Genomic DNA, 16,538 nt, shown 5'->3' with positions numbered 1-16,538 from the left:
TTATTTCAAACTGGATTTAATTTTAATTACCTTTTAGAATCCTTAATGGAGGAGAACGAAAATGTTAGCTACAATTGAAAAAGTTGAAAATGGTTATACCGCTCGATACGACCGTCATCTGAATCATTCAGTTGAGCAAGTTTGGTCCATGTTGACAGAAAATGATAAGTTGTCACAATGGTTCAAAGAGCTAAGTGTGGATGATCTCCGGGTGGGCGGGGCTATAAAGTTTGACATGCAGGACGGTACTTTTAAAGAATTAAAAATTACTGACTTGGACATGTATTCAGTGTTGGCCTATACATGGGGTGAAGATATGGTACGTTTTGAATTGAGCCCCCTCGAAGAAGGCTGCCGATTAATTCTTACGGAATCTTTACTTCAATTAACAAACCATACTCCTAAAGACCTTGCGGGCTGGCATGTCTGCTTAGAAGTGATTGAAGTTCTTTTGGACGGAAGAACGCTTGAGTCACGAATGAAAGAATGGGAAAAATGGATGAGAAATATGTGCAGGAAATGGAACGTTTAAAATAAAGCGAAGGGGAGTCGGAGTAAAATGACTGCCCTTCTACTTATTAAGTATAAAAATTTCCAAACGTTTTACTAATCGCTTTGTAGTCTGACTTCCTTAAAATGATTAACTTTTATTATCAAATACCGATATTATTAGAGGAAAAGTAAACTTTTATGAGGTAATACACATGAAAACGAGATTGTTAACGATCATTTTGAGTTCAGCCCTTCTTCTTTTTGCAAGCGTCTACCTTATTTATTTAGCTTGGAATGGGAAAAAGTCAGATAAACCCACAGCGAATAACGGGGTATTGGATCTACGAAATTATGATTTCGGTGAAAAGGGGCTTATAAAACTAGACGGAGAATGGGAGTTTATACCGGGTAAACTTCTGAACTCATTGGAATTTAACAAGCTTTCTCCCTATTATGTACCTGTCCCTTCATTGTGGACTAAATATGAACATGATGGGAAAAAGGTTCCGGAATTTACAAGTGGAACCTATCGACTAAAGGTATTAGTAAAGGATTCTAAACAGGATCTAGGCATAAAGACAACAAATATTCGAATGTCAAATAGCATGTTTATTAATGGTATTAATGTAAATCAAAGTGGAAATCCAAAAGAAGATCATTCCTATGTGCCCCATAATATACCATATGTTTCGTACTTCTCTACTAAAGGGAAACAGATCGAGGTACTTGTCCATGTCGCCAATTTTGATTATGCCACAGGTGGAGGAATCATGGGCTCGATTTTTTTAGGTGATCAGAAGAGTATTGGAACCATGCGTGAGAATTCACTTGCCTACGACTGGATAACCATATCCGCCTTTTTAACGATGTTTCTTTACTTTATTGGAACGTATCTCCATACGAGTAAAGATTCAAATCTTCTATTTTTCTCTTTATTTTGTTTGGCTACTGGATTGTACACGGGTTCACATGGAGAGAAGGTTGTCTATTCTATTTTTCCATCCATTCCGTATGAGATTTTTGAAAGAATTCAGGCATTGTCGACTATTATTATCGGTTTATTTTTACTGCTCTATTTTGTATCTTCATTCAAGAAATATACGCATAAAAAAATTGCTAATACTCTTTGCATAGCAGGAATAATTCTTACAACTACTGCTTTTTTACCCGTACGTATTAATTCAGAGCTTCAAATGCCTTATTCAATCTATTTATTTGTAGTTTTATTATATATTAGTTATATACAAGGTGTAGCGATCTACCGACGAGCAGTAGGTGCTACTTATTTAACCATTAGTTTAATTGCTATTATTTTGTATTTCATTGTCGGTTCTATAAATGTAAACGACAGCCTAGAGTTAACAATTCTTCCACCAATGTTACCTTTTATTTGTCTTTTAATGCTGACACTGTTTATATCGAAACGGTTTACAGATTCTTTTTCAAAAAAAGAGGAACTGACTAAAGCCCTTATCAAGATTGATAAATTAAAGGATGAGTTTCTTGCCAAAACCTCTCATGAATTTCGAACCCCTTTGCATGGTATTATCGCAATCTCGCAAAATATGCTTGATCATAAAGAGAGCCTAAAAAGTGATCAAATTGAAAAAGTATCAACAATCGTTGATATTTCACAGCGATTATCTCATTTAGTCAATGATATTTTAGATTTCTCTAAACTAAAACAAGGAGAATTAAAGATTACGATTGTTTCCGTCGATTTATTTGCAGTTACTCATATGGTAACAAGTGTTTTCCACTATTTAATCGATAAAGATATTAAAATTATTAATCGAATGGAAAGAGGATTATTTGTACTTGGCGATGAAGGACGCATCCGTCAAATTTTATATAATTTAATTGACAATGCGATTAAAAATACCGAAAAAGGTGTTATTGAAATTAATAGTTATCGATCTGATAGTAAGGTGTTTATCAAAGTGAGTGATAGTGGACCAGGAATTTCAAGTGAAGATCTGAATACGATTTTCGATCCATTTCAGCAGTTTGGAAATACATCGATTGGAACAGGTCTAGGATTGCCTATTTCAAAGCAACTTGTTGAATTACAAGGGGGAGAAATTTCGATACAATCCGAAATAGGTAAGGGTACAGAATGTATGATTAGTCTACCTGAAGCGCCTCATCCTAGTAATAGTCTAGCGTCATCTGAGCAGATTCCTACAAGGGAAGAGTGGAGAAAAGTGCATATTTCAATCCCTTATGTTAATGAGAAAGCTGGACGAAAAAAAATCTTAATTGCCGATGATGATCATACAAACTTAAAAATATTAATTGATACTTTAGTAACAGAAGAGTATTTTATTATCGCAGTTGATAATGGAAAAGCAGTATTGGAGCAATTAAAATTCCATGCTGATGTCGATTTGATTATTTTGGATATTATGATGCCAGAACTTTCAGGCTATGAAGTTTGTCAAGCGATACGAAAGTCGTATCATTTATCCGAACTCCCGGTATTAATGCTAACTGCAGCGATTCACCCTGAGGATATGGTGGCGGCATTTCAATCAGGAGCCAATGATTTCTTACATAAACCTTTAGAGTCTTCTGAGTTAAAGACAAGGATCCGAAATTTATTATTAATGAAGGAATCTGCAGAGACGGCAACAAAAATGGAAATAGCCTTTCTACAAGCGCAAATTAAGCCGCATTTCATTTATAATGTGCTCAATTCTATTTTGTCTTTGAGTTATTTAGATATCGATAAATCGCGAAAAATGATCACTGATTTCGCTACTTTTTTAAGAGGTAGCTTTTCATTTGCGAACACAAACCAGCTCGTTCCATTGGAAAAAGAACTAACCTTACTTCAATCGTATCTGGATATTCATAAAACAAGATTTCCTAAACAGTTAGAGTGGGGAATCGAATGTGCGGAAGACATTCATTGCCTCTTTCCACCGTTGTTATTGCAGCCATTAGTGGAAAATTCGATTATTCATGGTTTTCAAGGGATATCCGAAGGTGGGAAAATCAACCTTTCAATTAGTAGAGAAAGAGAGATGTTAATTTTTCAATTAACGGATAATGGGAAAGGTATTTCAAATAAAAAACTTCAGCAAGTATGGAATGATGCAAAGCCATTGGAACTTGGAGTGGGGCTACATAATATTGCCAAACGATTGAAATATTACGAACAAGCATCTATTGCGATCGAAAGCGAAGAAAATATCGGAACGACTATCTTAATTAATTTCCCACTCATTCAAGAGGAGAAAGGAGAGAAAAAGGTTGTTAAAAGCGGTCTTAGTGGATGATGAAATATTGGCATTAGACTTACTAGAAGCGATGTTGAAAGAAATTGGTGGCGTTGAAATAGTGGGAAAGTTCCTAAGCCCAAAAGAAGGGTTGATGAAGGTTAATCAATCCCATCCTGATATTCTTTTTCTCGATATTGAAATGCCAGAGATGAATGGAATTAAGGTAGCCGATTTAATTGAGCAGCCAGAAACATACATGGATATCGTGTTTGTGACAGCCTACGATGAATATGCATTAAAAGCATTTAATGTTGGTGCAACCGACTATGTTTTAAAACCAATCGATAAAGATCGGCTCCAAAAGACGATTCAAACCATTCTTAATAGAAGAATGGTCATTACACCACCGACAACTAATCAGCAAACTAGTTTAAAAGCTACTTTCCAAAATAGTTTTTATTTATACAGCGTAAGTGGTGAAAAGATAAAGTGGCGTACGAAAAAAGTAAAGGAGCTTTGTGCTTTTTTATTACATCATGAAGAGCCTGTTCATAAAGATATTATTATAGAGAAATTATGGCCAACCCTCACTCTTGATAAAGCGAGTAAAATATTACACACAACAGTATATCAATTGCGAAAAGAGATGAAACAGCAAGGATATGAAGATGCGATTTTATTTGTTGATGATCGCTATTCATTGAACATCAGAATTGATTCAGATATTCAAACACTGCACTCTATATTGAAGCTTTCATCCATCACTAGTGATAATGTGAGGAGATTATTAAACTTATATCAAGAGGGTTATTTAGCTCAAGAAGATTACTCATGGGCTGTTGAACAACGTGAAAACCTACAAAAGAAAGTCACAATAGTCCTCAAAAAATTTGTTCAATCAGCTACGGATGAAACGAAAGTGATAAAAATATATAAAGACGCACTTGATAAACTAATAGAGCTCGACCCATGGGAAGAGCAATATATGAGTAGAACCATCCAATATTATCTTAAACAAGGAAATCAAAGAGAAGCTTTAAATTTATTAAAACAATATAATATAAGACTTACAGAAGAAATGGGAGTAGAAACACGATTAAGAATAGAAGATTTTTGGGACGAATAAATAAAATTTTTCTAAAACCGCTATTTTATATAAAATAGCGGTCTTTTTGTTGTTTTTTGTCGAAAATGTTCAGAATTTGTTGAGTGGGGTGTATTAGACTATGAAAATAATAGTATCAACTTAGGGAGGGATTTTTTATTTTATTTGAAAAACAGAAAGGGATCATCAAAATTTTATGAAGGGTATAAGGAGGTATATATGTTTAGAAGAGTTTTCAATTTGCTATTAATGTTTATTGTATCTTTCAGTTACTTTCCAAATGGAAATCATGTTAAAGCAGAATCCCTAACTACAAAATTTACAGGAGAGTTAGAACCTTCAAAAGTATTTCACAGATTGCAATTTCCACATGAAGTGGGAGATGGTGATCTTGACTATTCACTCATATACGAACCAACTCAACTGACTGATATTAAAGAGAATTCATATAATTACTATTTACAATATATAAATCCAAGTGTATCTGGGGCGTATTCAATTACAGTTAAGGAAACGACTTTAATAAAGAAAAATACAAACCCAGATGGTACTATAATTGAAAAAGATACAGCTTTATTTTTATATAAAGATTCGTTCGATCCTAAAAATCCAAAAATGAATTTATTAAAAGCAAATGATGATATTAGCAATGGTAACTATCTCTTACATATTCCATCCATTGAACTTACAGCGGACACTAACTATATAATTGTAATGACAAGTTATTTTGCGGATGATAGTGGTACTGCTGATTTTGAAGTTACTGGACCAGGGACTGTAACGAATTCTAGCAATCCGATAAGTACTGATACTACTGTTCTAGGAGTTGATATAGTTGAATCGACCTTATCTATGTTAACTGGAGAAACTGCAGCGTTAAATGTTTCAATATCTCCGGAAAATGCATCAAACACCAATTTGATATGGTCTAGTAGTGATGAAAATGTTGTAACTATAGAAGATGGTAATATAACTGCAGTTGGGTCTGGGAGTGCAACTATTACCGTTGAAACAGAGGATGGAAGGTTATCGGATACTTGCTTGATCTACGTAGATGCTCCAGTTGTTACAAATATTTATATATCGGGTCATCCATATGTAGGTTATTTTTTAAAGGGTGATTATGAGATTTCCGATATATATGACGTTAATGACGACTTTGGACAATCTTTGCTCCAATGGTATAGTTCTAATGATGCAGATAATACTGACAAAGTTCCTATTGCTGGAGCAAATGGGATTTCTTATATTATTACTCCAGCAGATTATGGAAAGTATATTAGTTTGGTAGTAACCCCAATAGACATATTTGATACAAAAGGGAAGCCTGTCTTTAGTGAGCCACAGTTGATAAAAGAACCTTCTACAGATAGTTTAATAAATACAGCGTTTGAAGGTACTTTATCAACAACTGATCTATTTAAAAGACCGGAATTCCCAGGGAATGGTGATAATCCAGAATTGGTATTTTTGGGGGATGATTTCAACGAGTTATCAGCTGAGGAATACAATTATTATAATGTTAATGTAACACCTGTAATTTCTGGAAATTATATGATCTGGGTCGAGGATACAGATCTTATTGGAAGTGATGAATCTAGCGTTACTAAGGATCCGGTACTATTTGTATATCAAAATACTTTTGATCCTACTAATCCATTAATAAATCTAATGGTTGGTAATGATGATATGCTTTCACTATATAGAAGTGATTGGAATCGTGCATTATCGTATATTCCTAATCTTAATCTTGAGGCAGGTAAAAAATATACGTTAGTCTTATCTACTTATCAAAATGGATTATCAGGAAAATTAAAATTTAAAGGGCTGGGACCAGGTAGTTTAGCAGTAACAGAACCCAATCCTATTAGAAATCTTAAAGCAATTGCAGGGGACAAAATGGTAAGTTTTACTTTTGACGTACCATCTAATGCTACTAAAGTAGAACTTGAACAATCAGAAGATGGAGTAACTTGGAGCAAAGCACAAACTGAATCTCTTAATTCCCTATCATCAAGTGCAGTTGCAACGGAATTGGAAAATGATGTTACTTATTATTTTAGATTAGTGATTACTGATGGGGAAAGATCAGGTTTTTCTAATATTGTTAAAGTATCGCTTGATCGTGAACAAGCAGCACCAACAGGACTGTCAGGAAATGCGCCGACAGTATTAGGAAATGATGGCCAAATCACAGGTGCATCACTAGAAATGGAATATAAGCTAAAAACTGATTTAATATGGATCCTAGTAACAGGAACAACGATCACAGGATTAGTAGCAGGTACGTACGAAGTACGTTATGCAGCAAAAGAAGGTTACAATGCAGGAACATCGGTAGAAGTAGTCGTTCCAGCATATGTGGCACCACCAAATCAAGAACAAACTGCCCCAACAGGACTGTCAGAAGTCGCACCGACAGTATTAGGGAATGATGGTCAAATCACAGATACATCATCAGAAATGGAATATAAGCTAAAAACGGATTTAATATGGATCCCAGTAACAGGATCAACCATCACGGGATTAGTAGCGGGCACGTACGAAGTACGTTATGCAGCAAAAGAAGGTTACAATGCAGGAACATCGGTAGAAGTAGTCGTTCCAGCATATGTGACACCACCAAATCAAGAACAAACTGCCCCAACAGGACTGTCAGGAGTCGCACCAACAGTATTAGGGAATGATGGTCAAATCACAGATACATCATCAGAAATGGAATATAAGCTAAAAACGGATTTAATATGGATCCCAGTAACAGGAACAACCATCACGGGATTAGTAGCGGGCACGTACGAAGTACGTTATGCAGCAAAAGAAGGTTACAATGCAGGAACATCGGTAGAAGTAGTCGTTCCAGCATATGTGGCACCACCAAATCAAGAACAAACTGCCCCAACAGGACTGTCAGGAAATGCGCCGACAGTATTAGGAAATGATGGCCAAATCACAGGTGCATCATCAGAAATGGAATATAAGCTAAAAACCGATTCAACTTGGATCCCAGTAACAGGAACAACCATCACGGGATTAGTAGCAGGTACGTACGAAGTACGTTATGCAGCAAAAGAAGGGTACAATGCAGGAACACCAGCAGAAATAATCGTTCCAGCATATGTGGCACCACCAAATCAAGAACAAACTGCCCCAACAGGACTGTCAGGAAATGCGCCGACAGTACTAGGGAATGATGGCCAAATCACAGGTACATCATCAGAAATGGAATATAAGCTAAAAACTGATTCAACATGGATTCCAGTGACAGGAACAACGATCACAGGATTAGCAACAGGCACGTACGAAGTACGTTATGCAGCAAAAGAAGGTTACAATGCAGGAACATCGGTAGAAGTAGTCGTTCCAGCATATGTGGCACCACCAAATCAAGAACAAACTGCCCCAACAGGACTGTCAGAAGTCTCACCGACAGTATTAGGGAATGATGGTCAAATCACAGATACATCATCAGAAATGGAATATAAGCTAAAAACGGATTTAATATGGATCCCAGTAACAGGATCAACCATCACGGGATTAGTAGCAGGCACGTACGAAGTACGTTATGCAGCAAAAGAAGGGTACAATGCAGGAACATCGGTAGAAATAAACGTTCCAGCATATGTGGCACCGCCAAATCAAGGACAAACTGCCCCAACAGGACTGTCAGGAGTCGCACCGACAGTATTAGGGAATGATGGTCAAATCACAGATACATCATCAGAAATGGAATATAAGTTAAAAACTGATTCAACATGGATTCCAGTGACAGGAACAACGATCACAGGATTAGTAGCAGGCACGTACGAAGTACGTTATGCAGCAAAAGAAGGGTACAATGCAGGAACACCAGCAGAAATAATCGTTCCAGCATATGTGGCACCACCAAATCAAGAACAAACTGCCCCAACAGGACTGTCAGGAGTCGCACCGACAGTATTAGGGAATGATGGTCAAATCACAGATACATCATCAGAAATGGAATATAAGTTAAAAACTGATTCAACATGGATTCCAGTGACAGGAACAACGATCACAGGATTAGTAGCAGGTACGTACGAAGTACGTTATAAAACAAAATCAGGTTATAATGCTGGCCAGATCAAAGAAGTAGTCGTTCCGCAATATATAGCTGCAACACCAGATCCAGAAGGGAATAATAATGGTGGAGGAAACACTACAACACCGAGTGGAAACACTGGAGGAGAACCTAATTCAAAACCAAGTGGAACGACTCGCCCAGCTGATGTGGGAGTCAGTGATGGAAACAAATCAGAATCAACAGCTAAGGTTGAAATCGTACGTCAATCAGAAAATAATAAAAAAGTTGATCAAGTTGTATTAGATAATAAGACTACTGAGGATACACTTAAAAAAGCATTAGAACAAAAGAAAGATACTGTAAATATATCAATCTCAGATATACCTAATGACTTAGCAGATGAGGTTTCCGTTAAAATACCAAAACAATCTATCGGTCAATTATCTGGCTCAAATGTGGCATTAAATATTCAAACAGAGGATGTTAGTATTCAATTACCAAAAGAATCTGTACAAGGATTAAACGGAAAGGCAGACGACTTATTCTTCCGAGTTGTCCCGATCCGAAAAGAAGATGAGAAAAAAGAAGTAATCTCCAATACGTTAAATGCTAGTGTTGTGAAAGAAGTTGCGGGAGAAAACGATGTACAAATTCTTGGTAAACCGATGACAATTGAAACGAACTATCAAAATCAAAAAACATTGGTTACTTTCTCATTAAAGGAAATTGCTCTTCCAACTGACATAACAGAAAGAGAAGCGTTTATAAATTCATTAGCCGTGTTTATCCAGCATAGTGACGGTGAAAAAGTAGTCAATAAAGGGAAAATTAAATACGATGCTAATGGCAAGCCTGTAGGAATTGAAATTGAAATTACTAAATTCAGTACATTTACAATTATTAGTGTAACTGATAAAACTGAAACAAAAACGCACACACCATACATCCAAGGCTTCGGAAAACAATTCAAGCCAACTGAAGTTGTCACACGTAAGCAAATGGCTGCAATGTTAGCTAGAAATTTACCAGATCAAACTATTAACCAAGGCATCAAGGGTTATACAGATTTGAATAAAAACAATTGGGCTTACGCCGATATTATGAAAGCAAAAAATGCTGGAATCATGCTGGGTGTAACCGAAACAAAATTTAATCCAGGTGGAGCTGTAACACGTGCTCAAATGGCTGTGATTGCTTATCGTTATATCCAAAAAGAATGTGTAAAGGATTCGAAGGCTTTTGAAAGCTGTGACTCTTTAAGTAAAATTGATTCAGCTGGCTATAAAGATGTTTCGTCAAAATACTGGGCACAAGAAGCCATTTCCTTCATGAAGATTGCGAATATCATGACAGGATTTGATGGTAACACATTTAAACCAGAAGATAAATTAACGAGAGCGCAAGCTGTAAAAGTATTAAATCGCCTATTCAAACGAGGGCCATTAAATGGAGTTGAAACATCGACATTTCCAGACGTACCAACATCCCATTGGGCATTTAAAGAAATTGAAGAAGCGGCAAGATACCATCAATATAAGCATGAAGCAAATGAAGAGTGGTTAGTAGAAAAGTAAAAGGATTTAAAAGAAGGACAAAGATTTCTAGATAGTTGGAATCTTTGTCCTTTTAATTTTTTTAAAAATCTATCTTATTAAAGAATGAGGCGTGAATTACATAGGAATCAACATAGATAAGCACACTTTATAATTCTATGAGCACGGTTAAATTTGTAATATTTCGTCGAATTTGTTCAGAATTTGTTCAGTGCACTATGGTAATCTACCTGTATAAATAAAACGAAAGGTGAGGGCTCCCTGCATTATTCACAATAGAGTAGATGCATTTCAAGTTACTATATTTTTTATGGGGAATTTACTCATAACTTAAAAGAAAGAGGGAAATATTATGCAAAAAAAGAATCGAAAAATGAACAAAATCATGGCATCTGCCATTACAGCTTCTGTTGCAACAAGTGCGATTGTGTCGTTTGCTCCAAATGCTAACGCTGCAGCAACTAATTTCAAGGATGTACCTTCAAATGAATACTTTTTCGAAGCAATTAATAGTTTACATGCACGCAATATCATTAATGGCTTTGGTGATGGCACATTCCGTCCTAATGAAATCATTACTCGGGCTCAAGCAGCAAAAATCCTTGCTCTAGCATTAGATTTAGATATGACAATTATAAAAGACCCAGGATTTAAAGATGTACCCAAAGAAAACTGGTCCTATCAATATATTTCTGCATTAGCAAATAAAGGAATCATTGCAGGCTATGGCGATGAATTCAAACCGAATGACCCATTAACTCGTGCCCAAATGGCGAAGATTATTTCCTTAGCCTATCATTTACAAACTGATGATTCAAAGCAACTGCCATTTACAGATGTTAAACACGGTGATTGGTTTGCGAATTATGTTGGTGCATTAGTTGGAAATGAAATTACATCTGGAACTACTCCTACAACATTCTCACCTAATAAAAATGTGACACGCGGGCAAATAGCCGCTTTCGTCTATCGCAGTGAGAACAAAGTAGGCCCTGTTCAAGTATATGAGACGATTTCAAATATTACGAATGAAACACTTGTTACATCTGACGGAACATACACACTTTCAGATGAACAAAAGAAATGGATCAACCCTAGTAATCTAGCAGCTTTGAACGGAGCTACAATTAAACTAACGGCACAAGAGAATAAAATTGAAAAAATACAATGGGTTGAGCTAATTGCAAAGGGTTCAAAAAGTACAGATACGTCTAATCCATATGCGAATCATGTTGTTTTCGATGGAAAAGGGGCAACAGTTGACGCGAATATCACAGTGAATGGCGACTATGTCGTTATGAAAAATGTGACGATTAAAGGCGATTTACATATTGGAAAAGGTGTTGAAAACTCACTCTTCTCAGAATTCACAAGAGTAGAAGGAAAAACGACAATTGATGATTCCTTGCAAGTAGTCAATCAAACAAATCAAGGCTATAATTCTCTAGAATACAAAGTTGCAGCCACTAAGAGCTTCCAATTAGCAGCAAATGAAACTGCAACTAGAGGAAGAGTGGTATTTAGCGAATTCCAATTAGGTGATGTGGGTGTTGATAAAAATGCAGATGTTATTTTCCTATCGAAAACACAAGGAACGTCATCAGTAGGAGAAATCGTTTTTACTAGTAATGCAACATTAACTGCAGATTCTTCGGTGACGATTCCTAAAGTTGTCATTGCAGAAGGAGCGAAAGACATTGCCATTAACTCAAAGGTAACGGCTCTACAAGTAAAGGCTACTGGCGAAGTAAAATTATCTGGTAAAGGTGATATTGCTAATCTAACCGTTTCAACAAACGCAAATGTAGCTCTGCAAACGCAAGGAAAAGTAGGAACATTAGAAACAGTTAATAAAGAAGCAAAAGTAACGCTGGGAACAGAAACAAAAGTAGGCAACCTAGTCGTTCCATCAGGATCAAAACCTTCTGATATTATTGGAAACTACGATTCTGTAAAAACAAATGTGGAACAAATTGGTGGAACAAAGAACCCAGACACAACGCCTATACCTCCATCCAACAACACAGGTGGAGGATCAAGTGATGGTGGAACTTGGACTCCTTCAGCTCCAACTGCACCAACAGGTCTACAAGGGATGCCACCAACTTCGTCCATTATAAATAATGGGAAAATTACAGGATTGGATTCAACTAAAACCTATCAATATAAATTAGTAACAGCTACAACATGGATAAATGTCCCTGCATCATCAACCGAAATAACCAGTTTAGTAGCAGGAGTCTATGAAGTACGCATTGCGGCGAATGGAAGTACACCTGCTAGCCCATCAACATTGGTGACGATACAAGCAGCGAATCCAGTTCAATCACAAGCACCACAAGCATCGGAAATTAGATTGGTTAATTTTGAGACAGCTGGCCCTGATCTGGTTCAAGTTTCTAATGTTCCTGCAGATGCGACAGTCAAGGTGTATGATGCAAGTACAAACGGGAATGTAATTGGAAGTTTTATAACAACTCAAGCAGGATATGCTCTAGTACAAATTATTAATGGATTCGAACAAGATCTTGACAAGGTCTATGTAACAATCACAGAAACTGGAAAATCAGAGAGCGATCGAGAGGAAAAAGGCGTACCAACCACTTTCCCTGATGCTCCAGAAATTAGTGATATTACAGTTACTGACAACCCTACTGGAATTGACACCGTTACTGTGAAAGTACCATTACCTAATTCTGAATATATGATATCTGTTTACGATACAACTGGAAAGCAACTGTCTGACAATATAGTTCCAAATGGAGCACTAGGAGAAATTACGGTCGGGGTTAGCAATGGTTTTGCCAACGGATTGACAGAAATTGACGTAGCAATCGTAAAAATCTCAGACAATGGGACACAATATGCTGAAAGTTTTAGAACTAGAATTGGCATTCCACAAACTATTGAGGTGATTGAAAACTTAACTGTCACAGCAGTGGATGATCCTTTAAGTAACGATAAAACAATCATTGCAGCAGGTACTCTGGACTCTGGAAATGAATTTGCCTATAAAATTTTTGATAATGAGACTGAAGCCAATGCAGGTAAACCAATACAAAACAATGATGTGTCTGATTGGACACTACTACCAGCAGATGGGAAAATTTCAGTTGCTAATGATAAGGTGGTCGTAGTTGTAGAACGAACAACAACAAGTAAACTAGCAAAAAAGGTTGGACAAGTAAATGCGGTGACAACAGTCAATAACCAATTGTTAGAAGCGGTCATGCTAGACGGTAAGGATGGAGTTAGCTCACAAGACGGAAAAGTTGAAACGATTCGTCTAAAGTTTTCAGCAAACATTGATCCAACGACAGTAGCGAACGATACATTTATGGTAAATGGTTTTACTATAGATTCCATAAAAGTGACAGATAAAAATGGAAGAACACCTAAGCTTAGTGATGGTGTCACTCCCAATCCATTGTATACACAAGGTGAAAACAAATATATTACAATTTTGGTGACTCCAACAAATGGCACTGACTTCACTCCAATGGTTATTCAAAATCCAAATTCAGTAATTAGAGATGTTAACGGAGTGGAGATTACAGGAATCAATATTCAAGCAAAAGATCAGGCTGCACCAGTCATTATTAGTTCTGACTTCATTGACGTAAACGCTAATGGAATGGATGCAGGAGATAAAATAAATATTATATTCTCAGAAAATGTGAATCTTATTACTGGTACTGATCTTGCGGTTCTAGTGAATGATTTTACACTAAATAAAACAGCTGATTTTGCTTTTGACAATAGTGATAGTTTCTTGATTACTGGAAATGTAGTAACTGTTACATTAGGAGCGGCAACAGCAGCAAATCTATCCCATGGTACAACAATTACGATGAGCTCTATTGGAAATGATATTTCCTTAGTGGATGTTGCTGGTAACAAAGCGAAGCCTCAGAAAGAATTTGTGTCTGAAACAGTGTATTCAAATCCAAAATCTATTGACATTAATGGAATTCCAGAGGTCATCGAGGATACAACACCACCAACAATTGTTGAAGCTAAAATTATAAAAAATCAAAATGGAAAATATGACAGAGTACAAATTAAATTTTCTGAAAATATCAATGATAGTACTGTTGACAACAGTATAAGTGCTTTCAAAATTTATGGTTCAAGAAATAGTCAAGGAACTGATTATGGAACTGTTACTGGTTTTTCAACTGATAGAACTGATGGCATCATTGATACTGATGTAAATGATGAATATATTACTATTTCCTATGAAGAAAAAGATAGTGTGACTAGAGTGGAATATATCCGAAGTTCATCAGATATAACAGATTTATCAGGTAATAAACTTGCAAACCAAACAATAACACCTATCAATAATGAAATGGATTGAAGATTATGAAGGATCACAACCAAATAATTTTTCATCAAACATTATTAGGTAGTAAAGATATTATTCTTATCGAAATGATAGAATCCAATGAAATCATAGGCAAATGTGTTCTTTCAATTATTAGCAAGGAAGAAGCAGAAATCAGCGATATCAAAATATCGGATCAGGATAACGATATCGATAACGATCAAATTTATAGCACTCTTTTTATAGAGGTTGTGAAAATAGCTAAAGTGAAACAGTTAAGTACTATTTACTTAACTGTTTCTCAAAACCATTTTACTACCATTGGAAAAACAAGTGTTCTAGAAAATCATCTCATTTCTTCCAATTGGATTCTAAAAAACCATCAAAATATCTTCATTTTTGATGGCCAAAATATGAACAAAGATCATTGGTTATTAATAAACCATTTAACTGAGGATTTCACAATTGATAGCATCCAATCTGTCACGAATCAAGAAGAGGAAGAAATAGAACGAGGTAAAAATATTTGGTATCCTGAAAGATTTTATCCGTTTCAATATAACTCTATGGGTAAAAATAGTCTTGTCATGAGATTTAAAGGGAATATTATTGGATGGTGTGTAACTACTATAGCGGGCAGCAATATGCTCATGTATGATAATTTATTTGTAAAAAAGGAATACTGGAATTTGGGCAGAAGTATCTCTCTTTTTGGTAAATCATTGAAAATCCAGTGTGAGGAATCCGACATTAAGTATGTTACATTTACGGTTCATGGAGACAATAAACCTTTGCTAAAAATTCTTCATAAAAGAACTTTAGATTACAAAGTTGATTATAAAGAATTAAAAGTGTATGAATTAGCATTATAGCGTTTGATTAGAATTCTCCTAAATAAAACACTAAAGAAATAGTACTGAAAGTGTGGCACAAATATTTTGAAAAAACGTCATAGATGAAAAAGGATTGATCCAACAACTTATCAAGCAAATGTTCTGAAGCCAAATAGTTAGACACAGAAAATTTTGCAGCTACCTGGGTATGAGTTCAGTATTAAAACTGGACTCATGCCTTTTAATTATGCCTTAATTCGTTTGTGATAATAGCGAATGACTTGCTGAATCGTAACTTAGTCTATTTTTCTTTGGACGACCTTCTTCAAATTTATTATCTTGACGCCTACTTAACCAAATCTCCTTCTTTTTTTTTCGAAAAATATTTATCGCCATTATTAAAACCATTGACTTATTTCCAACATATTTATTATAGTTAAATACATAAATAGTTAAACAGTTGAACAATTAAATAGTAGAATAATACACGAGTGAGGTGAATATATAAAAATGTCTACTGAAAATATTAAAGATTTAGTTGACCGATATATTGCGGTTTCATTCTCCGTTGAGAAAAAGGCAGGATCGCTTGTAAAAGAGCAAATTGGCAGTGATCTTACGAATGACCAGCATTTCACACTAAGATATATGAATCAAGTTGGAACCTGTACGTCTTCCGAATTAGCAGAAGTATTTGATGTTCAAAAAAGTGCCATCACCGCCATTATTCAACGCTTATGGGAGAAAGGACTCATTCAAAGAACCCGTGATGAGAAAGACCGTAGAGTAGTGTATTTGACCTTAACTGATAAAGGGAATGAATTGTATTTAAAATCTGAGCAACGGATTCATCATTTAGTGGAATCACTTATTACGAAATTTGATCAATCGGAAATTAAACAATTTATTGAAACCTTTGAAAAGCTTAACCAAGTATTAATTGATTATAAGGTGGAGGAATAGCT

The 16,538-nt window shown here is 35.7% G+C and carries 7 protein-coding genes; all 7 read left to right on the top strand.

Features of this window, described 5'->3' with window-relative positions; all coding sequences use genetic code 11:
• Positions 1–61 precede the first annotated feature (61 nt).
• The 7 genes from ACFSO7_RS11410 to ACFSO7_RS11380 all read left to right on the top strand — a co-directional run bounded on the left by ACFSO7_RS11410 (position 62) and on the right by ACFSO7_RS11380 (position 16,536).
• Positions 62–532: an SRPBCC family protein gene (locus ACFSO7_RS11410; RefSeq protein WP_377877433.1), complete on the top strand. Its 471-nt coding sequence runs from the start codon at positions 62–64 to the stop codon at positions 530–532.
• 172 nt (positions 533–704) lie between these two features.
• The gene (locus ACFSO7_RS11405) at positions 705–3,773 is read left to right on the top strand and encodes a hybrid sensor histidine kinase/response regulator (RefSeq protein WP_377877431.1); all 3,069 of its coding nucleotides are present in this window, start codon (positions 705–707) and stop codon (positions 3,771–3,773) included.
• Positions 3,748–4,842 carry a response regulator gene (locus ACFSO7_RS11400; RefSeq protein WP_377877429.1) on the top strand — a complete coding sequence of 365 codons (1,095 nt, stop codon included), beginning with the start codon at positions 3,748–3,750 and terminating at the stop codon, positions 4,840–4,842. Before ACFSO7_RS11405 ends, ACFSO7_RS11400 begins: the two co-directional genes overlap by 26 nt.
• Before the next feature lie 198 nt (positions 4,843–5,040).
• Positions 5,041–10,434 (top strand): S-layer homology domain-containing protein, encoded by a 5,394-nt coding sequence (locus ACFSO7_RS11395; protein WP_377877427.1) that lies wholly within the window; start codon positions 5,041–5,043, stop codon positions 10,432–10,434.
• 331 nt (positions 10,435–10,765) lie between these two features.
• On the top strand, positions 10,766–14,773 hold the full coding sequence (locus ACFSO7_RS11390; protein WP_377877425.1) for an S-layer homology domain-containing protein: 4,008 nt from the start codon (positions 10,766–10,768) through the stop codon (positions 14,771–14,773).
• Between the two features lie 5 nt (positions 14,774–14,778).
• A complete protein-coding gene (locus tag ACFSO7_RS11385) occupies positions 14,779–15,612 on the top strand; it encodes a hypothetical protein (RefSeq protein WP_377877423.1) in 834 nt (277 codons plus the stop codon).
• Between the two features lie 471 nt (positions 15,613–16,083).
• The gene (locus tag ACFSO7_RS11380; protein ID WP_377877421.1) at positions 16,084–16,536 is read left to right on the top strand and encodes a MarR family winged helix-turn-helix transcriptional regulator; all 453 of its coding nucleotides are present in this window, start codon (positions 16,084–16,086) and stop codon (positions 16,534–16,536) included.
• Positions 16,537–16,538 lie beyond the last annotated feature (2 nt).

Source organism: Bacillus sp. CGMCC 1.16607 (assembly GCF_042683745.1).
Classification (GTDB): domain Bacteria; phylum Bacillota; class Bacilli; order Bacillales; family Cytobacillaceae; genus Pseudoneobacillus.
This window is presented reverse-complemented; position numbering and strand designations above follow the sequence as displayed.

Bases quoted from the DNA above. Each gene is read 5' to 3' on its own strand.
- ACFSO7_RS11410 (WP_377877433.1), top strand. From the start codon at position 62: ATGTTAGCTACAATTGAAAAAGTTGAAAATGGTTATACCGCTCGATAC.
- ACFSO7_RS11405 (WP_377877431.1), top strand. From the start codon at position 705: ATGAAAACGAGATTGTTAACGATCATTTTGAGTTCAGCCCTTCTTCTT.
- ACFSO7_RS11395 (WP_377877427.1), top strand. From the start codon at position 5,041: ATGTTTAGAAGAGTTTTCAATTTGCTATTAATGTTTATTGTATCTTTC.
- ACFSO7_RS11390 (WP_377877425.1), top strand. From the start codon at position 10,766: ATGCAAAAAAAGAATCGAAAAATGAACAAAATCATGGCATCTGCCATT.
- ACFSO7_RS11385 (WP_377877423.1), top strand. From the start codon at position 14,779: ATGAAGGATCACAACCAAATAATTTTTCATCAAACATTATTAGGTAGT.
- ACFSO7_RS11380 (WP_377877421.1), top strand. From the start codon at position 16,084: ATGTCTACTGAAAATATTAAAGATTTAGTTGACCGATATATTGCGGTT.